This is a genomic window from Cohnella sp. (assembly GCF_041640265.1).
Taxonomy (GTDB): Bacteria; Bacillota; Bacilli; order Paenibacillales; family Paenibacillaceae; genus Cohnella.
In genome coordinates, this window is the sequence record NZ_JBEQAP010000026.1 from 52,101 (window position 1) to 71,806 (window position 19,706).

At 46.6% G+C, this 19,706-nt stretch carries 19 protein-coding genes; 10 read left to right on the forward strand and 9 right to left on the reverse strand.

What is annotated here, in order from left to right:
- Nucleotides 1-3: 3 nt before the first annotated feature.
- Together ACESLK_RS18150 and ACESLK_RS18155 are read right to left on the reverse strand one after the other, a co-directional pair.
- The gene (locus tag ACESLK_RS18150) at nt 4-1,497 is read right to left on the reverse strand and encodes a sensor histidine kinase (protein WP_373231105.1); all 1,494 of its coding nucleotides are present in this window, start codon (nt 1,495-1,497) and stop codon (nt 4-6) included.
- A 23-nt stretch (nt 1,498-1,520) separates the two neighbouring features.
- Nucleotides 1,521-1,901 carry a hypothetical protein gene (locus ACESLK_RS18155; protein ID WP_373231106.1) on the reverse strand — a complete coding sequence of 127 codons (381 nt, stop codon included), beginning with the start codon at nt 1,899-1,901 and terminating at the stop codon, nt 1,521-1,523.
- Nucleotides 1,902-2,110: 209 nt separating this feature from the next.
- Between ACESLK_RS18155 and ACESLK_RS18160 the strand changes: the two genes are divergently transcribed.
- From ACESLK_RS18160 to ACESLK_RS18170, 3 genes are all read left to right on the forward strand, one after another.
- On the forward strand, nt 2,111-2,320 hold the full coding sequence (locus ACESLK_RS18160; RefSeq protein WP_373231107.1) for a hypothetical protein: 210 nt from the start codon (nt 2,111-2,113) through the stop codon (nt 2,318-2,320).
- Nucleotides 2,321-2,412: 92 nt separating this feature from the next.
- Nucleotides 2,413-4,062, forward strand: a complete 1,650-nt coding sequence (locus tag ACESLK_RS18165; RefSeq protein ID WP_373231108.1) for a hypothetical protein — start codon at nt 2,413-2,415, stop codon at nt 4,060-4,062.
- Nucleotides 4,063-4,375: 313 nt separating this feature from the next.
- Nucleotides 4,376-5,962, forward strand: coding sequence for a putative bifunctional diguanylate cyclase/phosphodiesterase (locus tag ACESLK_RS18170; protein WP_373231109.1), 1,587 nt, complete (start codon nt 4,376-4,378; stop codon nt 5,960-5,962).
- Nucleotides 5,963-6,162: 200 nt separating this feature from the next.
- Here ACESLK_RS18170 and ACESLK_RS18175 read toward each other — a convergent pair whose 3' ends face one another.
- The 3 genes from ACESLK_RS18175 to ACESLK_RS18185 form a co-directional block, all read right to left on the reverse strand.
- Complete coding sequence (locus tag ACESLK_RS18175) at nt 6,163-6,831, reverse strand: GGDEF domain-containing protein (protein ID WP_373231110.1); 669 nt, start codon at nt 6,829-6,831, stop codon at nt 6,163-6,165.
- A 186-nt stretch (nt 6,832-7,017) separates the two neighbouring features.
- A complete protein-coding gene (gene odhB, locus ACESLK_RS18180; RefSeq protein ID WP_373231111.1) occupies nt 7,018-8,298 on the reverse strand; it encodes a 2-oxoglutarate dehydrogenase complex dihydrolipoyllysine-residue succinyltransferase in 1,281 nt (426 codons plus the stop codon).
- 5 nt (nt 8,299-8,303) lie between these two features.
- Complete coding sequence (locus tag ACESLK_RS18185) at nt 8,304-11,198, reverse strand: 2-oxoglutarate dehydrogenase E1 component (RefSeq protein ID WP_373231112.1); 2,895 nt, start codon at nt 11,196-11,198, stop codon at nt 8,304-8,306.
- A gap of 290 nt (nt 11,199-11,488) precedes the next feature.
- Between ACESLK_RS18185 and fliD the strand changes: the two genes are divergently transcribed.
- Nucleotides 11,489-12,214: a flagellar filament capping protein FliD gene (fliD, locus tag ACESLK_RS18190; protein ID WP_373231113.1), complete on the forward strand. Its 726-nt coding sequence runs from the start codon at nt 11,489-11,491 to the stop codon at nt 12,212-12,214.
- Between the two features lie 144 nt (nt 12,215-12,358).
- On the opposite strand, the gene ACESLK_RS18195 is transcribed toward fliD, so the two are convergent.
- From ACESLK_RS18195 to ACESLK_RS18205, 3 genes are all read right to left on the reverse strand, one after another.
- On the reverse strand, nt 12,359-12,703 hold the full coding sequence (locus tag ACESLK_RS18195; RefSeq protein WP_373231114.1) for a hypothetical protein: 345 nt from the start codon (nt 12,701-12,703) through the stop codon (nt 12,359-12,361).
- Between the two features lie 106 nt (nt 12,704-12,809).
- On the reverse strand, nt 12,810-13,685 hold the full coding sequence (locus ACESLK_RS18200; RefSeq protein WP_373231115.1) for a 1,4-dihydroxy-6-naphtoate synthase: 876 nt from the start codon (nt 13,683-13,685) through the stop codon (nt 12,810-12,812).
- Nucleotides 13,682-14,329, reverse strand: a complete 648-nt coding sequence (locus tag ACESLK_RS18205; protein WP_373231116.1) for a futalosine hydrolase — start codon at nt 14,327-14,329, stop codon at nt 13,682-13,684. Before ACESLK_RS18205 ends, ACESLK_RS18200 begins: the two co-directional genes overlap by 4 nt.
- 195 nt (nt 14,330-14,524) lie before the next feature.
- Here ACESLK_RS18205 and ACESLK_RS18210 point away from each other — a divergent pair, with 195 nt between their 5' ends.
- Nucleotides 14,525-15,088, forward strand: coding sequence for a ribonuclease H-like YkuK family protein (locus tag ACESLK_RS18210; protein WP_373231117.1), 564 nt, complete (start codon nt 14,525-14,527; stop codon nt 15,086-15,088).
- A 65-nt stretch (nt 15,089-15,153) separates the two neighbouring features.
- Here the strand turns inward: ACESLK_RS18210 and ACESLK_RS18215 are convergent, their stop codons facing one another.
- On the reverse strand, nt 15,154-16,026 hold the full coding sequence (locus tag ACESLK_RS18215) for a helix-turn-helix domain-containing protein (RefSeq protein WP_373231118.1): 873 nt from the start codon (nt 16,024-16,026) through the stop codon (nt 15,154-15,156).
- A 124-nt stretch (nt 16,027-16,150) separates the two neighbouring features.
- Between ACESLK_RS18215 and ACESLK_RS18220 the strand changes: the two genes are divergently transcribed.
- The 5 genes from ACESLK_RS18220 (at nt 16,151) to ACESLK_RS18240 (ending at nt 19,543) form a co-directional block, all read left to right on the forward strand.
- The gene (locus ACESLK_RS18220) at nt 16,151-17,209 is read left to right on the forward strand and encodes a Gfo/Idh/MocA family protein (RefSeq protein WP_373231119.1); all 1,059 of its coding nucleotides are present in this window, start codon (nt 16,151-16,153) and stop codon (nt 17,207-17,209) included.
- A complete protein-coding gene (locus ACESLK_RS18225; RefSeq protein ID WP_373231120.1) occupies nt 17,206-18,072 on the forward strand; it encodes a sugar phosphate isomerase/epimerase family protein in 867 nt (288 codons plus the stop codon). The genes ACESLK_RS18220 and ACESLK_RS18225 overlap by 4 nt, the downstream gene beginning before the upstream one ends.
- A 20-nt stretch (nt 18,073-18,092) precedes the next feature.
- Nucleotides 18,093-18,977: a sugar phosphate isomerase/epimerase family protein gene (locus ACESLK_RS18230; RefSeq protein ID WP_373231121.1), complete on the forward strand. Its 885-nt coding sequence runs from the start codon at nt 18,093-18,095 to the stop codon at nt 18,975-18,977.
- Nucleotides 18,974-19,153, forward strand: coding sequence for a cysteine-rich CWC family protein (locus ACESLK_RS18235; protein WP_373231122.1), 180 nt, complete (start codon nt 18,974-18,976; stop codon nt 19,151-19,153). The genes ACESLK_RS18230 and ACESLK_RS18235 overlap by 4 nt, the downstream gene beginning before the upstream one ends.
- A 105-nt stretch (nt 19,154-19,258) precedes the next feature.
- Nucleotides 19,259-19,543, forward strand: coding sequence for a late competence development ComFB family protein (locus ACESLK_RS18240; protein WP_373231123.1), 285 nt, complete (start codon nt 19,259-19,261; stop codon nt 19,541-19,543).
- Nucleotides 19,544-19,706 lie beyond the last annotated feature (163 nt).

The following is a 19,706-nucleotide window of genomic DNA, read 5'->3' on the forward strand; positions in this document are numbered from 1 at the left end:
AGGTCATCCCTCATTCATGGGTATTTGAATAATAAAGGCGGTACCTTCACCAACCTGACTCTCGCATTTGATCGTTCCGCCCAGTGATTGGGTTACAAGGTTGTACACGATATGCATCCCTAGACCGGTTCCGCCTCCGCTGCGATTGGTGGTGAAGAACGGGTTGAAGATTTGCTCGGCGACGTCCTTCGGCATTCCTTTGCCGTCATCGAAATAATGGATGATTAAATCGGAGTATCGGAGTGAAACCGCAATGGATATCTTACCTTCGGCTTCTGCGTCATAAGCATGAATAAGCGAATTCATGATGAGGTTTGTAATGATTTGCGAGATTGCACCTGGGTCGCTGTTGATCTGTACGCCATCCGCGCCAATAACCGTCACCTGATGTTTGGTCTTTTTCAGATTAGGCTGCAGGCTGATCAGCACTTCCCGAATATATTCCTTAACCTCGAATCTTCTCTTCGTTTCAAGAGAGCGATCGACAGCAACCTGCTTAAAGCTTTTTATAAGCTCCGAAGCACGGAGGAGGTTGGTCTGAATCATGCCAGTAGTCTCACTGATCGTTCTGAGATAGTCATCTAAATCCGAGCGTTTCATCTTATTATCCTGATACAAGATTTGAAACTCCTTGGATTTCTCATCCATGTAAGAGACGGCAGTTACTCCAATGCCGATAGGCGTATTGATCTCGTGTGAAACACCTGCTACCAGATTGCCTAAGGCAACCATTTTCTCAGACTCCACTAGCTGCTTCTGAGCTTGCTGTAATTCGAGGTAACGGCCCTCTAGGTTACCAACCATCTCGTTGAAGGCGGAGGCAACCTCATTGATTTCTTGGCCGGAGTTTAAGGCGATCTCCTTATAAGCAGATCCTCTTTTGACGGCTATGGCGGCTTCGCGTATTTTCAACAACGGGCGGATGAGCATCTTGCGGATAATAAACCAAAGCGTGATTAATAGCAGAACCGTGATCGAAACGCCGACGATGATAATGAACTGTATCCGATCTCGTATTAACGCCTTGCTATCCGAGGTGTTAAGGAGCAGCTCGATCGCACCAATCGTGGCTCCATCCTCCTTTAGAGGAGCGTTAAGCCGGACCTTGGGGATGCCATCCTTGTCGTTACGAAGATGAGATACAATAGTCTCGTTAAGCTCAAGATCATTCATCATAGTGGACAACGTCGGTCCGCCGATGCGTTCCCGTTCCGTGGATGCAAGCACCTCGTTTAACCCATATAAGGTCATCTCTAGAACATTAGGATTCTTATATTGAATGTAATCGAAGATGAGCTGGACATCTTCAATGTCACGAGATTCTTCATACCTTCCATTGATCGCAGTTGTCATTCCGTCCAACTGGCTGACATAGGTTTCTTCAACGGACTTTTGAAGACTGTAAGAGTCAAATGTGACAATGACAGACATCATTATAGAGGTTACAACGGTGACGAGAATGAGAATACGACTTTGCAGGCTTAATTTACGCAGCACAACGATTCTCCTAGTATGAAAATTTATTTGATTTCAAACTCAACCGTTCTTGTCACATCATAAGGAGTGTGATCGTTATTATGTAAGGAAACTCTTAATATATGGCTCCCTGCAGCAAGGTCGGGAAATTCTTTGACTCCTTTAGCTACAGTGACCTTCTCCCCATTGTCCAAATACATGTGAATATGGCCTTCGCCCGCTTTACGAGCTTGTCCCACGTTAGCTTCTGAAATGGACATGTCAGTATCCACGGTTACCTCAGCCTTGTTACCCGTTACTTCGACGTTAACATTTAGTGAGGGTTTCTGCTGCTGGGCTTGCCCGGTGCCGGAATTCGTCGCTTTATTGCTGCTGCAAGCTGTCATCATTAGACAACTAAGGAGTAATATATACACGATTTTCATTTGTACACCTCAATTAGATTAAGTATAAATCTATTATACGGTTAATTCTCATTATTTTCTAATATAAAAGAGTTGAAAAAGGCGCCTCGTCTGTCGAATGGAAAGAATCCGAGGGAATGAAGGCAGCCATACTAAGAATGGTGTAGAATAGAGGGATAAGATCACGTGTACACCATCACGTAGAACTAACCAATATGAGGTGATATAGCATGAGTGAACATCATAATAATCCAGCTGCTGAGTCTTCAGAGGAGCCGAAGAAATTAAGCCAAGCCGATGCGATCAAGCGAATTTTGGAGCAGAAGAAAGCCAAGCAACAAGGAAGCGGGCAACAAGGCTTTCAGGGAACTGAAACGAAGAAGATGAGAAGTCAAATTAACAAGAAGCCGAACAATCAGAAGAAACGCACGGGCGTTTAATGCAGGGTAGAAGGCAGGAACGCTCGCTGAGCTTACTCCTGTCTTTTTGTTATTTTTCTATGGGTACTTAAGCGATATGGAGGATGAAGAGAATGTCAGAGTTTGAGGCAAGAAAACGTGAAATCATACTGCAAGCAGCTACTTATGCGTTTGAGTTACCGAAACTCAGCAGCGGGCTCTGGTTTCACAATGATATAAGAAACAATTTCTATTATGCATCGTATTTATTCGCGGCCGCTCAGGACAAGTCGCTCCAGCTTCCCTTTAACCGAGAAGAAGCGAAACAAGTTGCATCGCGTGTGCTCCATCTCGTTCTCGAGCTTCAAGATCAGAACCCGTTAAGCGCTACATACGGTCATTGGCCCCTTAACTTAGAGCCGTTTCCCAAGGAAGCACCCCTAAATATTCTGCCTGTTGAGCTGATGGGTATCCTAATGGTTTTCTTCAATAAAACGTATGCTGCAAGCCTCGATGAAGCTTTGCGGAAGACTCTGTACAACTCTCTTAGCCATATCTATCGGAGCCAATTCTTTCGTAAGCCGCTTGAACATTTCGGCCATCATGAGGCGAAATATACGGCGTCCAAGCTTGTATTCGGACAGTTGTTCAAAGATGGGGAATTGCTGGAGGACGGCCGTCAAAGCCTGAAGCAAATGTTAGAGCGAGTAACAACAAAGGGAATGTCTGAATATGGTGCGTTACCTTGGTTCTGGCACTGGGTTCAGGCATTTACTTGCGCGTGGGAGTTGACTGAGGATAAGAGTATTAGAATAGAAGCAGCCAAGATACTGGACTATCTATGGACCGTTCGGTCTGATTACTATCTCAGAGGCGCATGGGTTGGGCCGCATTCAAGAGGCTTAGCTCACGATATTCCCAGAGACAGCAATGTCTTGTTTGATTATGTGCAATTCGGAGACTTTGAGCTGCCCAAGGATATGCCCCGGACAGAATATGTGGGGTTCCTATTCTACGAAGCACCGACTTTCGCAAGGAGTAAAGCTCTAAATCACGCTAAACCGTCGGAAATCAAACGTATAATCCCGCGCACTCCAGGAAACACAGGAGAGTTGTTGCATAGCTACGTTTACATGACGGAGAACTTTGCAGTGGGCGGCATGTGGGAGCGTTCGGATGAATTCGACAATGAACAGCATAGGTGGGATATATCGTTTCCTATAGGAGAAGGCCAAGCTGCGAATCAGGCTTACTTCTTCCTGCCTGCAGTTGGGAACGACACAACTGACTTAAGGCATCAGAGCGGGAATACAGAAGTCCTTTTTCACCAAAATGTTGTGCTGACCCTCTACCCCGAAGCGGCAATACAATCAGAAGCGTTAAGAGGCTGCTTGCCTAAAGGGAAGTGGATACAGGAACAATATGCGCTGTTCGGACAATGCGGGCAGGTATTTATGGCTGTGTATCTTAAGCAGGCTTATCAGATAGAAGAGCAAGAATACCTTATCATGGTTACTAGCCCGGGTGGACCGAATGGTGTCGTCATCGAATGCATAAGCACAGATGAGGCTGAGCAGAGGGGATACGCCGATTTGCAGCAGTTCGCACAGGCCATGAGACAGAGGCTTCCACGCTTTTACGGTGGGGAAGATCTGAGCGTCGAGTATACTTCCTTGAACGGCGATTTATTGGAGCTAGTTAAAAGCACCGATGGAAAAGTCGAACAGAGCATCAATGGGATACCCGTTGATTGGTCAGAATATACCGCTAATGCGCAACATTAATCGGTCTCGTGTTTATCACGGGCAGAACCCCGCTTGAACTCCGAAAAGCTCAAATCGCCGACAAGTGACCGTTCATACGGGCTTGTCGGTTTTTTTTTGTACAATCAGATGAGTATAAGTTTCTATGTACTTATACTCATCTGATCGCTCGATACAAACGTCTACAGCCATCTTGAGGACGGTGAAGGCGTGTTACTTGCACGATAGTATTTTGATGTTTGCAGGATTTACGCATATTTCGGCGAATTTTGTAACTATTGGTCGAAAAAGGACCGGAGCAGCATCCAAATACAGGGAGGGCAGACGAGACAAAATGGCTAGTCAAGATCGTAAGCGAGCTAAGCTTAATAAGTATCGACCGTTCGAGGTTTCCTTCCGGATTACCTTCATTTATTTAATATGCGGAGCGTTATGGATTCTGTTCTCGGATCATGCGTTGAGTACTCTGGTCAAAGATAAAGATAAGTTTGCGTATTTCAGCGTCATTAAGGGCTGGTTCTATATCGCGATGACTGCGCTCCTTTTATTTTTTTTAATCTACAAAGTCACACGCAGAATGAGCGCCGCTGAGCGGAAGCTGCATAATCAATATATTGAGCTGCACGACAACCGAGAGAAGCTTCGCCAGGTTGCGTTTCGCGACCAACTGACAGGTTTGCCGAACAGACTGGCACTATACGAGAATCTAACAATGCTTAAGGATGCCTCCCTGCTTTATGTGGATCTGGATGATTTTAAATATATAAACGATACGTTAGGACACGCATTCGGTGATCGCTTAATTGGTGTCATCTCTGAGAGATTAACTGAAGGCCTTCAGTCTGGAGAACAATTATACCGCTTGGGTGGAGACGAATGGGTATTAGTTTGCCGCGAACCGGCAGAAAGGCTTCAGAAGAGGGGGGAAGAGCTCCTTCAATTGTTCGAGAAGCATTATTTGGCTGGGGAGCATCGTATGCATTTGACGGTCAGCGTTGGAATTGCTCGTTTTCCAGCACACGGCAGAACTTTAGAAGAGCTGCTAATCAATGCGGATATTGCCCTATATGAAGTAAAGAAGCAAGGGAAGAACAGCTTTACGATGTATAATCCTTCGTTGCGCGTTCCTGTTCAGCATCGAGCAAATATGGAACGCCTTCTAAGGAATGCGGTTGATAACGGGGAATTCGAGCTTTATTACCAGCCTCAAATAAATCTTGAAAGCGGGAAAGTTGCAGGGGTTGAAGCGCTCATTCGCTGGAACAGTCCTGAGCTTGGACGAGTACAGCCTGATCAATTCATTCGGATCGCAGAGGAAACACAGCTTATCATCCCAATTGGAGAGTGGGTTCTCCGAAAGGCATGCGAGTTCATCCGTTCAATCCATGAGAAGGAAGGCAGCGAGCAGACCGTCTCCGTTAATGTGTCGGTTGTTCAACTCGTGGGGCATCGGTTTGTGGAAAGGGTTCTTGAGATTTTTAAAGAAACAGGCGTTAATCCGAGCTGTGTTGAGCTGGAGGTGACGGAATCGATGGTCATAGAATCACTAGACCGAATCGGAGACAAATTATCCCGTCTGAAGGAAGTCGGGATAAGTATCGCCCTAGATGATTTCGGAAGAGGGTTCTCGTCACTCACTCACTTAATGAAGCTTCCGATTTCGACGCTCAAAATCGACAAGAGCTTCATCGATCAGGTTCCAGAAGCCCGGGAAGACCAACCCTTAACGGGACTTATTATACAGCTTGCCAAAGCAATGGGGATCAAGGTCGTGGCGGAAGGCGTAGAAAGCTATGCTCAGTTGGAGTATCTAAAGAAGCACGGGTGCGATTGTATCCAAGGCTACTTGTTCAGCAAACCTATTCCTGCTCTAGAAGCAAAGGAATGGATAAAAACCGGGAGGAAATCTCGTGTAAGCTAACCCCCATATAAACTTAATAATCAGAGATAGAAAAACCGCCTCATCGGTAACAGGCTGCGAACCGCCGAACGTTCCCGCTCTGTGGGAATTGATTATCGATTAATGCGTTTGGAAATACTTGCAAAAAAGAGGCAGTCCCCTGAGTCATTTCGACCATGGGGACTGCCTTTTTACAGCATAATCCGTTTGAAGCTTGAAGTTTAAAGTGTAACTGTAAATTTTGCTGCATCATCTTTCTTCTGCGTTTTATCGTCATACATTCTTTGATCCGCTATTTTGATTAATTCGGGTAATTGACGGTGATCATCCCAATAGATGGCGAAGCCGATCGATACGGAAACCGAGATTTGCATTTTCTGGGCAAGACTTAATAAATCGCTTTCTAGCCTTTGAAGAACGATTTGTAATCCAGGCTCATCTTTGTATTGTCCGATCACCAAAAACTCATCGCCGCCCCAACGGGCTACAATATCGCTTTTTCTGGTATTCTCAACAAGGATTTTACCGATGCAGTTCAATATCAGATCTCCTGTTTGATGGTCATAAACGTCATTGATGTTCTTAAAGTTATCACAATCAATCATAAGCACAAATAACTTGCTATTCGTTCTGTCTGCTAATGAAGTGATTTTGTCGAATGTATTCACAACAAAACGGCGGTTATAGATGTTAGTCAGCTCATCCTTCTCCGAATAGAATTTCGCTTTGTCATATTGCAAGCCAGCCCAATAGGAAATGATGAAAAACACCGGATAACCAAGCCAATCGAGGATATCAGCGTAGCCATCTCTATAAATATAATAAATAATATACAAGGTGTGGAAGAACAAAATTAAGCTTATTGCAGTGATCCTGCCAGTGAATTTCATAGGATGCCATACCACCCTTGATGTATAATCTTCTAAGCATAATCTACTATGGGAGCGCAGGCAACTACAGGGGGTGAGCAAGCGGGGTTTAAGAAAAACCCTTTCATCTCCGTGCATCTCCGGATGCGGGCGGCGAAAGGGTTTTTTGAAATGAATAATCAGTAACTTGCCATCGACAACTATCGATTAACCTTCGAGCAATAGTGTCTCCGGATCCTCGAGCATATCCTTGATTTTGACAAGGAATTGAACCGCTTCGGCTCCATCAACGATTCTGTGATCGTAAGAAAGAGCAATATACATCATCGGGCGGTTCTCCATACGATCCTTGTCGATAGCGATAGGACGAAGCTGAATCTTGTGCATTCCGAGAATGCCGACTTGAGGCGCGTTTAGGATTGGAGTCGATAACAAGGAGCCGAAGACGCCGCCATTGGTAATGGTGAATGTTCCGCCTTGAAGCTCGGACAATTCAAGCGTATTCGTACGGGCTTTGCCTGCCAATTGAACGATCGTGCGCTCAATCTCGGCGAACCCGAGTCGGTCAGCTTCGCGCAGGACAGGAACAACAAGACCTTCCTTAGCGGAAACCGCGATACCGATATCGTAATATTTCTTGATAATGACGTCTTCGCCATTAATCTCTGCATTTAAGAGAGGAAAAGCTTTCAAAGCGCCGACAACAGCCTTGGTGAAGAAGGACATAAAGCCGAGACCAACATCGTGTTTCTCCTTGAAGGAGTCCTTGCGACGTTTGCGCACCTCGAGAATAGCAGTCATATCCACTTCGTTAAATGTTGTGAGCATGGCAGCGGTTTGTTGCGCTTCGACAAGACGTTTTGCGATCGTCAGGCGACGGCGGGACATACGCTTACGCTCTTCAGGTTTGTTGGAATTAGCCGAGGACGGTTTGTCCGCAGCTGGTTTGGATGCCGGTTGCGAAGCAGGAGCTTGCGTTGCTGCGCCGGCTGCGTTACCGGCTGCTTTGACATCATTCGTATATATTCTTCCGATGGGATCGCTTGTCGTCATGTTATTAAGGTCAATTCCTTTTTCCCGAGCAAGCTTTCTAGCTGCCGGAGAAGCTAGAGCAGAGCTGTTATCTGTACCTAAAGCTGCAGGAGCCACTGCAGGCGCAGGTTGTACTTGAACTGCTATTGGGGCTGTCGCGTTTTCCTTTTGCGGAGCTGCCTTGCTCGGTTCTGGTGCGGCTTTAGCTGCTGCGGCTTGTCCGGTTGCTCCGATTGTACCAACGGCTTGACCGATTCTGACGGTATCTCCTTCACGAAACAGGATCTCCGTAATAACGCCATCTTGATCGGAGCTGATTTCTAAATTCACTTTATCCGTCTCAAGCTCCAGTAACAAATCGCCTTGCGAGACGGTATCGCCTACTTGTACGATCCACTTGGAGATGGTTCCTTCCGTAATGGATTCACCCATAGCGGGTACTATAATTTCAGACATTGCAGTTACCTCCCGGCTTTAACAGCCGATTTCTTTTTTTGGATTAGCGTTTGCGAGACGATATGCTGCTGCTCGAAGGTATGAATTTGCTGATAGCCGCTTGCTGGGCTTGAACGCTTAGGACGTCCAATATAGCCAACGGTTGCTTGCGGAGTCGGTACAAGCTCACGAATACGAGGCTCTATATAACTCCATGCCCCCATATTCTTCGGTTCCTCTTGAACCCAGATGACTTCTGACAGGTTCGGGTAGCGGTCGATGATCGCTTGGATTTCTTGTTGCGGGAATGGGTAGAGCTGTTCCACACGGACAATGTGTAACCATTCGCGATCGGCATCCGCGGATTTGTCGAGCTCCTCCGCCAGATCTACCGCAATCTTGCCTGTGCAGAGAACAAGTCTTTCAACTCGTTTATGCTGACCGCCAAGTCCCGGCTGTTCAAGCACGGTTTGGAATGAGCCCTCGCTAAGCAAGGACGCCGGTGATGCTACATGTGGATTACGGATCATGCTCTTAGGTGCCATAACGATAAGCGGCCGAGCGGATTCCGTATCTGTCATGGCAGCTTGTCGGCGAAGGAGGTGGAAATATTGTGCCGCGCTTGTCAAATAAGCGACAGTCCAATTCTCCTCGCCCGATAATTGAAGGAAACGTTCCATTCGTGCGCTGGAATGCTCAGGTCCTTGACCTTCATAGCCGTGCGGCAGCAGCATAACCATTGAAGAGCGCTGCGTCCACTTGGACTTACCGGCGGAGATGAATTGGTCGATCAGTACTTGAGCGGCATTCACGAAGTCGCCGTATTGCGCTTCCCAAATAACCATGGTTTCAGGTGCATATACATTATAGCCATATTCTAAGCCCAGAACACCAGCTTCTGACAGTGGACTGTTATGGATGGCAAAGGAAGCTTTAGCTTCTGGCAGCTCATGAAGAGGACAGAAGGTTTCGCCAGTCACAACATCGTGAAGCACAAGATTGCGATGCGCGAATGTTGCCCGTTCCACGTCTTGGCCGCTAAGCCGAATAGGTCTGCCATCTGCAAGTATAGTAGCGAAAGCGAGTGTCTCCGCATGTCCCCAGTCAATCTTCTCGCCATCGTTCAATGCGTCTGCCCGCCGTTCGAGTATACGCTGAAGCTTATTATAAACATTGAAGGATTTCGGCCAGCTCAATAAGCCTTTATTGATGCTGCGGAGTTTATCCGCACTTACGGCAGTAGCGACCTCGGAATCCCCGAGGCTGAAGGCAGCCGGCTGCGCCTGATGCACCGCATCCTTATGCTCCTGCCCTTTAACCTGATCATAAGCAGACTTCAGCTTGTTCTGTACATCACGCTTGATTTGGTCGGCTGCATCGGCAGATAACGAACCCTGATGAATAAGCTTATCTGCGTAAAGTCGGCTTACTGGCGAGTGAGCCTTCACTTTTTTGTAAATAAGAGGTTGTGTGGTTTCTGGGTCGTCAGTTTCATTGTGGCCATATCGACGATAACCAATTAAGTCGATCAAGAAATCCTTCTTGAATAATGTGCGATATTCACTAGCCATTCTGGCCGCGGCGATGCAGGCCTCCGGATCATCGGCATTGACGTGGATAATTGGGATTTCGAATCCTTTGGCCAGGTCGCTGGCATAATGGGTAGAACGGGAGTCATGGCTTTCGGTTGTAAAACCAATGCGATTGTTAACGATAATATGGACCGTTCCGCCATTGGTATAACCCTTCAAGTTGTTGAAGTTAAGTGTCTCCGCCACGATTCCTTCTCCCGAGAATGCCGCGTCTCCATGCATGATAATGGAAGCAGCGAGATCGAGATTCTGGATAGGATAGCCTGGCTTCGTCCGATCCTCTTGGGCTGCGCGAGCAAAGCCCGCTACGACCGGATTAACATACTCAAGATGGCTTGGGTTGTTCGCGAGCGTTAGTCGAGTTTCTGCCGTTTCACCGGATTGAATGGAACGATTCGCACCCAAATGGTATTTCACATCTCCAGTCCATCCGTAGTTAATGCCGATTGAACCTTCTGATGGAATAAGCTTTTTATTAGGAGAGTGGTGAAACTCTGAGAAAATATTGCCGTAAGGCTTACCGAGTACGTGAGCAAGTACATTAAGACGTCCGCGATGAGCCATACCCATCACAATGTGACGGGCGCCGTCATTCGTTAGTTCATGTACGATTTCATCCAGAAGAGGAACCAGTGCCTCTACTCCCTCTGCAGAGAATCTTTTCTGTCCGACAAAAGTGCGCTGCAGGAAATCCTCGAATTGTTCTGCTTCGAGTAATTTTCTAAGCAGAGCTTCACGTTCAGAGGAGAGTAAAGCAGTGGAAGGGATCACGACTTCCGCACGATCGTTCAACCATCTGCGCTCATGTTCGTCATGGACATGACCGAATTCAAACGCAATAGAACCGGTATACACTTCCCGCAGTTTAGCCAGAGCTTCTGCGCCGTTCTTCATCGGATAGGGAGCATCCTCCCATATACACTCGGGAGGGAGAAGAGCTAGATCTGACTCGCTTAAGCCATAGGTGTCCGGTTCAATCATTTTGGCGCTGGCTTTAGGGCTAAGACCGAGTGGATCAATGTTCGCCGCAAGATGGCCGAATGCACGTATGTTCCAAGCTAATTGCCCCGCGGCGATTGCTTTCTTCAGCATATTAGTATCCACTGAAGTCTTTCCGGCATTGTATTGCGACTGTCCTTCAACGCTTGTCTGCCTATTCGTGGATTCTAAGCGAGGAGGTGCGCCTAATTGAGCGAACAAATCGCGGTATTGCGGACTGACAGCTTCCGGATTTTGCATAAAAATGTCGTATTGTTCTTGAATATAGCCTAGATTGGGCCCGTAATATTGCTGCCACTGACTTTGCATGTAATCATTATCCTCTGACATTGTGCATCCCTCTGCATTCATGTTAGTCATACTTGGGCATCTGATTAACGTAAACAGTACCCTATTCCATTTTAATGTATTTCTTCATTCAAAATAAGTGATGATTTGGCATTACAATGATCTCTAAAGTAGATTGGTTTGGAATATCCATTTCAATTAGATTGCACAAAGATGGCGAATCTGACTCTGCCATATAGTTATTGGTAAAATGATCCTTAAAAATGGATTATTGTGTAAATATGTGCTATGGTTAGAGTGTATATACTTGTCTCATTAGAGGTGATTATGGGATGTTATATTCCGCAGGAATAACCAAAAGAAGCGTACCTTCCGTTTCCGCGAGTTCATCCATTTCTTTCATTCCTTCGTACATGCCCTCTCCGTTCGGTCAATCCGCTTATCGGCAGGGTGCAGGGTCGTGGTTGAAGTCACCACCGAATCCTTTTGAACAAGTCGCGAAAAGCGCTGCTTCTAGAATTGCAAATTTCCTTAGCGCTGCCCAGAAAGTCCAGTCATCAGCTAATGATCTGTTAATGAAAGGCTCCTCGTCTTTATACTTGTCTACTGATGCTATAGAGATCAAGGTTCAGCCTGATGAGAAGAAAGCAGTTGATCAGGTGAAGCGGCTGATCTTCAATTATAATGCCATGCATGACCGGTTAAAGGAAGCGGGAGATTATATGAGCCCGTCGGTTAAGAGGAGTCTGGAGAACACAGTTAATTCTAGCTCTTATGATCAGATTGGCATCCAGAAGAATGGTGACGGCACCCTTAAGCTTGATGAATCCAAATTCAAGAAAAGCCTAAGTGAAAATTACGAGCAAACGAGCAGGGCGCTAACTGCTAGTAATGGACTGGCAAAAAGCTTAGAGAAAGAAACCGATCGGTTTAATGAAATGACGGCTAGCAGCCTGTTGAACCTTCAAGCTCTGCAGCCATATGCAACTTATCAATCGTCGATGCAATCAAACATGCGTTTCCCCGCAACGGGCTTGTTGATTAATGACATCTTTTAACTAATAAATTGAAAAAGGCATCAGCGGACATCCGCTGATGCCTTTTTTTGGGTGTAGAGCTTGTCCTCCCCCCAAATTTACCATTATCTGTAGTTTGAAGGTTCAGAATTAGAGCTAGTACGCAACCGACGCACCCAAGCAACTTTAGCCGTAGAATCTACAGCTACAGTACGAAACCGCCACCCAAGCAAATTTAGTCGTAGAATCTACAGCTACAGTACGCAACCGACGCACCCAAGCAACTTTAGCCGTAGAATCTACAGCTACAGTACGCAACCGACGCACCCAAACAACTTTAGCCGTAGAATCTACAGCTACAGTACACAACCGACGCACCCAAGCAACTTTAGCCGTAGAATCTACAGCTACAGTACGCAACCGACGCACCCAAGCAAATTTAGTCGTAGAATCTACAGCTACAGTACGCAACCGACGCACCCAAGCAACTTTAGCCGTAGAATCTACAGCTACAGTACGCAACCGACGCACCCAAGCAACTTTTTCTATTGAGTGTCTACTTTCTTGGCAGAGGTCCAAATCTGAACCTAAACCGCCGAAAGCCCGCCATTGTCGCAAAACGCGACAATGAATGCCTTTATCGCAGGGAAGCTAGGTCCACTCGCGGAATTAAGTCCTCATCCATCGCCCGCTGCAATAGTGTGGTAACCGCTCCGTATCCATCTTCCCCCAAATTTGCTGTGAACTCGTTCACGTACAAATCAATGTGCGATTGTGCAACCGCTGGATCCATTTCTTGAGCATGCTCCAAGATATATGGACGCGATATTTCAGGGTGCTCCCAAGCATATTCAACCGATGTCCGAATCCAGTTACTTACCGTATGAAGATCAAGTGACCGACGAGCTATAATTGCGCCAAGAGGTATCGGCAAACCGGTATCGATTTCCCACCAATTGCCCAAATCGACCATCATGGATAGGCCGTAATTAGGATAAGTAAATCGTGCTTCGTGAATCACTAATCCGGCATCGATCAAACCATCGCGAACGGCGGGCATAATTTCATGGAAGGGCATGACCACGATTTCACCTACACCCCCGGGAACATTCTGCGCTGCCCATAATCGGAAGAGTAAATAAGCCGTTGACCTTTCACTTGGCACAGCTATTTTTTTACCGGATAGACGATTTGGACTGGTTAGCTCTGTCACAAGTTGATCTGAATGGGTTGGTTCCTTCATAGAATGGTGGCCTGCGGTCAGAACAAGCGGTCCACATCCTCGACCAAGCGCCCCTCCGCAAGGTAAGAGCTTATATTCGGGCAGAACCCAAGGCAGTGCAGCATAGGAAATCTTGAGAATATCCAATTCGCTTACGCTCGCAGCTAAAGTGTTAGTAATATCGATATCCGCATAGGTCACATCAAATGGAGGGGCTCCTGGAATGAGTCCGTGCACGAGAGCGTGGAATACGAAAGTATCATTGGGACAGGGTGAGAATGCGATTTTCATACGGTAACCTCCGGTAAAAATATGCTGGTTTGTTCTAATGCGGCAAGAGCTTCCCCAATCCGCCAAGAAGCTCTATCACGCGGACCGATAACGTTCGAGATGGTACGGATTTCAACGAAAGGCAGGCTATGCCGATAAGCTGCAGCCGCAACACCATAACCTTCCATCGCTTCAGCCCCGGCATCTTGTACTCGTTCAGACAGCTCCGAAGCCGTTGCGGCTGTACCGGTGGTCGTTGACAAGGTAAGGATAGGACCATAATAAACCTGAAGACCTGCCGTACGAATAGCTTCTACGAGCTTCAAGGATATGTTGGACTCGACCTGAAGACGGGTAGTCCCGAATCCAAGCTCGTCCATACCAATAAATCCGCCAGGCGTTTGTGAGCCAAGATCGGCAACAATAACCTCGCTAGCAATAACGACAGAGCCGACGGGCGCCTTTCCCGCGAAACCGCCGCCGATACCTGCGCTCACGACGAGGTCGTATCGGGAGGAAGCCAATGCAGCCATTGTATTTACCGCGGCGGCAATAGGTCCAACTCCTGCTATAACCACATCGAATCTGCGATCATTCCGTAGTCCCCGCAATACGGCTTCTTTTTCCGCCTCAACCGCTGTCATTACCAGAACTTTATTTTCCATAATCACACCTCAGTATTTGATAACCGAATGACCTTCCATCGTCTCCTATAAACCTAACAAAGTGTCCGATCCCTGTCTATTGCCTTTGGGTAAGTGAGGAAGGTTTCATAAAGCACTATGGTTCGAGTCTGCTCATCTGCACCATACAATAACGTATGGAAGACAGCATGCATTGCAGAGATGAGGGATCTGACCATGATGAGCACGATATCGAAATGGGATAAAATAACCTTTCAGAACGTAACGGAAAATAACATGACGCTTCACCAGGTACTTGAGCGGATTATCCGGTTTATGAACCAGGATCCCAAATGCGTATATCATTTCGTCATCGGAACAGACAGTCAGGTTCACCGAGGACATACCCAATTCGTGACGGGAATCGTTATTCACCGTTTAGGAAGAGGAGCTTGGGCTTGTTACCGACAGGTAGCCCTACCGAGACAGCTAACCTCCATTCGCGAGAAGCTGACCCTCGAAACTTCCTTTTCTCAGAGGATTGCAGGTTATTTCAATGCATTTGTCGTCACTCGGATGGAGCAATTGCTCGTTCCTTATCTTTATCAAGGCGCTATGCTTGAAATGTACATCGATATTGACGCAGGGACGAAGCCGGATGTGAATAAGACAGCTCTGTATGTACAGGAAATGATCGACCGAGTTGAAGCCATGGACTTATATGCCCCACGGGTTAAGCCAGATGCTTATGCGGCCTCATGCTACGCGAATAGGTATACAAAAATCCGAATGCTGCTGTAAGTAGCTGCTGAAGCTAGCTAGAGATAAAGAAAGTGCGATGGCTGCAACCACCGCACTTTCTATTTCTAAGGATAGAAATTCCGCCACTGCGTGGGAGAAACGTTCTTTAATTTTCTAAATGTACGACTGAAATAATAAATATCGTTAAAGCCGGTGGCTAAAGCGATTTCGGATATGTTCATTCGGGTATTCCGCAGCAGCTCCTCCGATTTGTTGATCCGAATTAAATTAATGTATTCGACCAAGGATTTATCGGTCAATTGCTTGAAAAGACGGCTGAAATGAAATCGGCTAAGGCCCGTCTGATCAGCAAGCTGTTGTACTGTCAGCTTCTCCGGATAATACTCGTCTATATGTCTAAAAACAGGAGCAAGCCTCTCTAAATCACGAAGCCTCAAACGATACTGATCCAGATCGGTAGCCGCTGCTACGTATTTCCTGACGAGCAGGGAAAGCAGACGATAGAGATGCGATTTAATGGAGAGCTCATAACCTAGCTCTCTATCCAGCATTTCCCGAATTAAAGAGACGATGCACTCAGTGATATTCTCATCTTGGGATATACGATTCTGGAATAGAATCCGGTTCTGCGAAATCGGAGTAATAAACTTCGTCTCGACTGCATCGACGGAATAGCTATGAAGCAAGGAGATATCGACGATCATCACATAATAAAACAAATCGGAAGAGGTGCTGATCCCGTAATGAAGCTCATTGCTATTCACAACGATCAAATCGCCGACTTGAGGTTGAATCGATGTTGAGCCGCACTCGATGGTTGCTGTCCCAGACATAAAGTACATAAACTCCATATGCTCATGCCAATGATGAGGAAAGAGGGTCGAACCGATTTCGTTAGCTCTGCATTGATGAAGCTTCACGGGAAATGAAGGATCCGGCATAGGCATGGGTTCTCGCAGGGCAGCTGATTTGTCCATGGTCTCCTCCTTGTAATAGCACGATTGTACAAATATAGAGCATGCTTCTTCATGGTGCATTCCTTTTATTCTATTATAATACGAATTAAGAATGAATGTGAGGTAGAAGGAGCGAATGGCAGCTATGAACCAAGTGCGAATCGGTATTATTGGAACAGGATCTATTTCGGAATGGCATTTGAAGGCGTATGCCAAAAACTCAGGCGCGATTATCGCAGCAATCTGTGATTTGAATGAACAACGAGCCAAACAAATTGCGGAGAAATATGGAGCCGAGAAAACATTCACCGAATACCGCGAGCTTCTAGCAGATCCGGACATCGATGCCATCAGTATTTGTACGTGGAACAATACGCATGCGGAGCTTTGTATAGCTGCGCTGCAAGCAGGCAAAAACGTTCTCGTCGAGAAACCGCTCTGCCGTACGGTGGAGGAAGCACTCCTTATTGAGGAAGCCGTTCGTGTATCTGGAAAGATTCTGCAGGTAGGGTTCGTCCGCCGCTATGATTCGAATGTTCAGATGCTTCGTCAATTTGCCGATAATGGGGAATTCGGCGATATTTATTATGCAAAGGCGTCAACTATCCGTCGCTTAGGTAATCCTGGAGGCTGGTTCGCAGACATCGAACGTTCAGGGGGCGGGCCGCTTATTGATATCGGCGTTCACGTCATCGACCTCTGCTGGTATTTGATGGGCAGGCCGAAAGTGAAGACCATTAGTGCAAATACGTATAATAAGGTTGGAAACCGATCGCATATTCGTAATCTGTCCTTCTATAAGGCAGCGGATTATGATGCATCGAAAAATACAGTTGAAGACATAGCTAATGCTTTAATTCGTTTCGAGAATGGAGCCTCCTTGATGATAGATGTCAGCTTCACTCTCCATGCCAAGCAAGATGAAGGCTCAGTTAAGTTATTCGGGGATAAAGGCGGGTTTGAAGTCGATCCGGCAGTCGTGATAGTAACGGAGAAGTACAACACCATTCTGAATGTTCATCCGCAAACCGACAGCCCAAGCTTTCATTTCGAGTCGGCCTTCCAGAATGAAATCAATCATTTTATTGAATGCGTCCAGCAGGGCAAGCAGCCGCTTAGCCCGGTGGAGGATGGAGTAGAGATGATGAGGATACTTTGCGGTATTTACGAATCAGCGGCCAAAGGGGAGGAAATCCGGTTATGAAAATTGGATTAAGCACCTACTGCTTCTGGCAAGCTATGAAAACGGGAGAAATGAACGTTATTACAGCTATCGAGCATGTTGCCGCAATGGGTGGAGAGCACGTGGAAATTGTGCCGCTCGGATTTGACCTTACTGCTAATCCGGAATTAATCGAAGAAATTAAACAGAAGGCTTTCTCATTAGGACTGGACATTTCCAATTATGCGATCGGCGCTAACTTCGCTGGATTAGATGAGCAGGAATTTGAACAAGAGATCAGACGGGTTATGCACGAGGTCGACATTGCTGCGGCGTTGGGTGTACGTCTGATGAGACACGATGTCGCTTCGTCCAAAGACACCTCCATTCGGAAATTCTCTGCAGATCTGCCCCGCCTTGTCGAGGCTTGTACTAGGATAGCTGACTATGCAGCTGCGTTTGGCATAACGACTAGCGTAGAGAACCATGGCTATTTCATTCAGGCAAGTGATAGAGTTCAAGCGTTAATCCATGGAGTGAATCGTCCGAACTTCCGAACGACGTTAGATATCGGTAATTTTTTGTGCGTGGATGAAGATCCGGTCGCAGCTGTCCGCAATAACATTCCTTATGCCTCCATCGTACACATTAAGGACTTCTACCGAAGACCGGAAGCGGTAAATCCGGGAGAAGGCTGGTTCCGATCATCAGCAGGTTATTATTTGAAAGGAGCAATCGTCGGGCACGGGGACGTTGACATCCGCTCCGTGCTTAGAGTCGTACAGCAATCCGGGTTTGATGGATACCTTTCCATTGAATTTGAAGGGTTGGAGCCCTGCTTGCTCGGAACGAAGCTCGCGCTCGATAATGTCAAACGCTTATGGGAAGAAGCCATATCAGTATAGGAGCGATAGGAGTGATGGGAATGAGTATGGATAAACAGTGGAAAATCGGTGTAATTGTGGACAGCTTTCGAGTCGGAGTCCGCGAGGGGTTGCTTAAGGCTAAGGAAGTCGGTGCCGACGGGGTACAGATCTATGCGGTTGAGGGAGAGATGGATCCGGCGAATTTATCCCCTGCGGCACGCAAGGAATGGAAATCATATATCAACTCTATTGGACTAGATATTACCGCATTGGTTGGAGACCTTGGGGGCCATGGGTTTCAGGATAAAACGGTTAATTCGCTTAAGATCGAGAAATCGAAGCGGATCCTTGACCTCGCTGTCGAGCTGGGTACTAATGTCGTGACTACACATATCGGTATCGTACCGGATGACCGAAATGGGGAAGTCTATGAAGCCATGCATAACGCTTGCGATGAGTTAAGCAAATATGCGACGAGTATGAACGCCTTCTTCGCAATTGAGACTGGACCGGAAACAGCAGCACATCTGAAGCAGTTTTTGGAGGGGCTCGGTTCTAAAGGAGTATCGGTTAATTTCGATCCGGCGAATATGGTTATGGTAACAGGTGATGATCCGGTTCAGGGTGTGTACACGCTTAAAGATTATATCGTTCATACGCATGCCAAAGACGGTATTCGATTAAGAGAGATGGATCCCCGTGAAGTCTATGGTGCTCTTGGATTCGAGCCCCTTGATCACGAGAGAATTGCCAAGATGGTCGAAACCGGAGAGGCGTTCAGGGAAGTGGCTTTAGGTCAAGGAAGTGTGGATTGGCCAGCCTATCTGAAGGCACTCCGAGATATTGGTTATGAAGGATACCTCACGATTGAACGGGAAGTAGGAACGAATCCTGAAGCAGATATCGCTGCAGCGGTTAAATTTCTGAAACGGGCAATTCTGTGAACTGTCCCTTGTGCGGTATGACTAACAACTGCGGCAGACTAGCCGGGCTGCCGCCCGAAGCTTGCTGGTGTTCAAGGCAAAGCTTTCCAGCGCAAATATTTGAACGGCTCCCGCAGGACCAGTTAAATAAATCTTGTATTTGTCAAGCTTGTCTCGAGAAGTTCAAAGAAACATAAACCCGTCCAGCTTTACAGATTTTTCTTTCCTTTAACTTGCTTGTGATGATAAAGTGAGAGAGAGGAAGTTGTATATTGCATTTATTGCTAACGGGGAGTGTTTAAATGAATTTTTCTCGGGAATCGTCTATTCTGAATGTCATGGAACCTATCGTCAGCAATTTGTTCGATGACAACTACGTTAAGACTAATAGTTTAAAATGCTCTTGCGAGAAATGTAAAATGGATATTATTCTGCTCACATTAAATCATGTAAGCCCGCATTATACTTCCACTCAAGCGGGCGAAGCTTATATTAAGGCTCTTTTTTTGAATCCACAGCTGCAATCGGATGTTCTCAGGGAAATTATACAATCGGTGAAGATTATTGAAGAACATCCTAATCATTAATATGGGATTACATAGTAAAGGACCCGTCAAGGGTCCTCAGATCGTCGAGAAACCCCCGTCTCTTGAGACGTAGGGGTTTCTCTTCATTTTTGGAGAGAGGATCATTAAAATCCGAGGGGGATATTACCCTAATTCCCTCCTTTCGAGTTGGAGGGCAATCTTC

What these genes read in the sequence shown, in the direction of transcription:
- ACESLK_RS18155 (WP_373231106.1), bottom strand. Translation starts at nt 1,901, where the DNA reads ATGAAAATCGTGTATATATTACTCCTTAGTTGTCTAATGATGACAGCT.
- ACESLK_RS18160 (WP_373231107.1), top strand. Translation starts at nt 2,111, where the DNA reads ATGAGTGAACATCATAATAATCCAGCTGCTGAGTCTTCAGAGGAGCCG.
- ACESLK_RS18165 (WP_373231108.1), top strand. Translation starts at nt 2,413, where the DNA reads ATGTCAGAGTTTGAGGCAAGAAAACGTGAAATCATACTGCAAGCAGCT.
- ACESLK_RS18170 (WP_373231109.1), top strand. Translation starts at nt 4,376, where the DNA reads ATGGCTAGTCAAGATCGTAAGCGAGCTAAGCTTAATAAGTATCGACCG.
- ACESLK_RS18175 (WP_373231110.1), bottom strand. Translation starts at nt 6,831, where the DNA reads ATGAAATTCACTGGCAGGATCACTGCAATAAGCTTAATTTTGTTCTTC.
- odhB (WP_373231111.1), bottom strand. Translation starts at nt 8,298, where the DNA reads ATGTCTGAAATTATAGTACCCGCTATGGGTGAATCCATTACGGAAGGA.
- ACESLK_RS18185 (WP_373231112.1), bottom strand. Translation starts at nt 11,198, where the DNA reads ATGTCAGAGGATAATGATTACATGCAAAGTCAGTGGCAGCAATATTAC.
- fliD (WP_373231113.1), top strand. Translation starts at nt 11,489, where the DNA reads ATGTTATATTCCGCAGGAATAACCAAAAGAAGCGTACCTTCCGTTTCC.
- ACESLK_RS18200 (WP_373231115.1), bottom strand. Translation starts at nt 13,685, where the DNA reads ATGAAAATCGCATTCTCACCCTGTCCCAATGATACTTTCGTATTCCAC.
- ACESLK_RS18205 (WP_373231116.1), bottom strand. Translation starts at nt 14,329, where the DNA reads ATGGAAAATAAAGTTCTGGTAATGACAGCGGTTGAGGCGGAAAAAGAA.
- ACESLK_RS18210 (WP_373231117.1), top strand. Translation starts at nt 14,525, where the DNA reads ATGATGAGCACGATATCGAAATGGGATAAAATAACCTTTCAGAACGTA.
- ACESLK_RS18215 (WP_373231118.1), bottom strand. Translation starts at nt 16,026, where the DNA reads ATGGACAAATCAGCTGCCCTGCGAGAACCCATGCCTATGCCGGATCCT.
- ACESLK_RS18220 (WP_373231119.1), top strand. Translation starts at nt 16,151, where the DNA reads ATGAACCAAGTGCGAATCGGTATTATTGGAACAGGATCTATTTCGGAA.
- ACESLK_RS18225 (WP_373231120.1), top strand. Translation starts at nt 17,206, where the DNA reads ATGAAAATTGGATTAAGCACCTACTGCTTCTGGCAAGCTATGAAAACG.
- ACESLK_RS18230 (WP_373231121.1), top strand. Translation starts at nt 18,093, where the DNA reads ATGAGTATGGATAAACAGTGGAAAATCGGTGTAATTGTGGACAGCTTT.
- ACESLK_RS18240 (WP_373231123.1), top strand. Translation starts at nt 19,259, where the DNA reads ATGAATTTTTCTCGGGAATCGTCTATTCTGAATGTCATGGAACCTATC.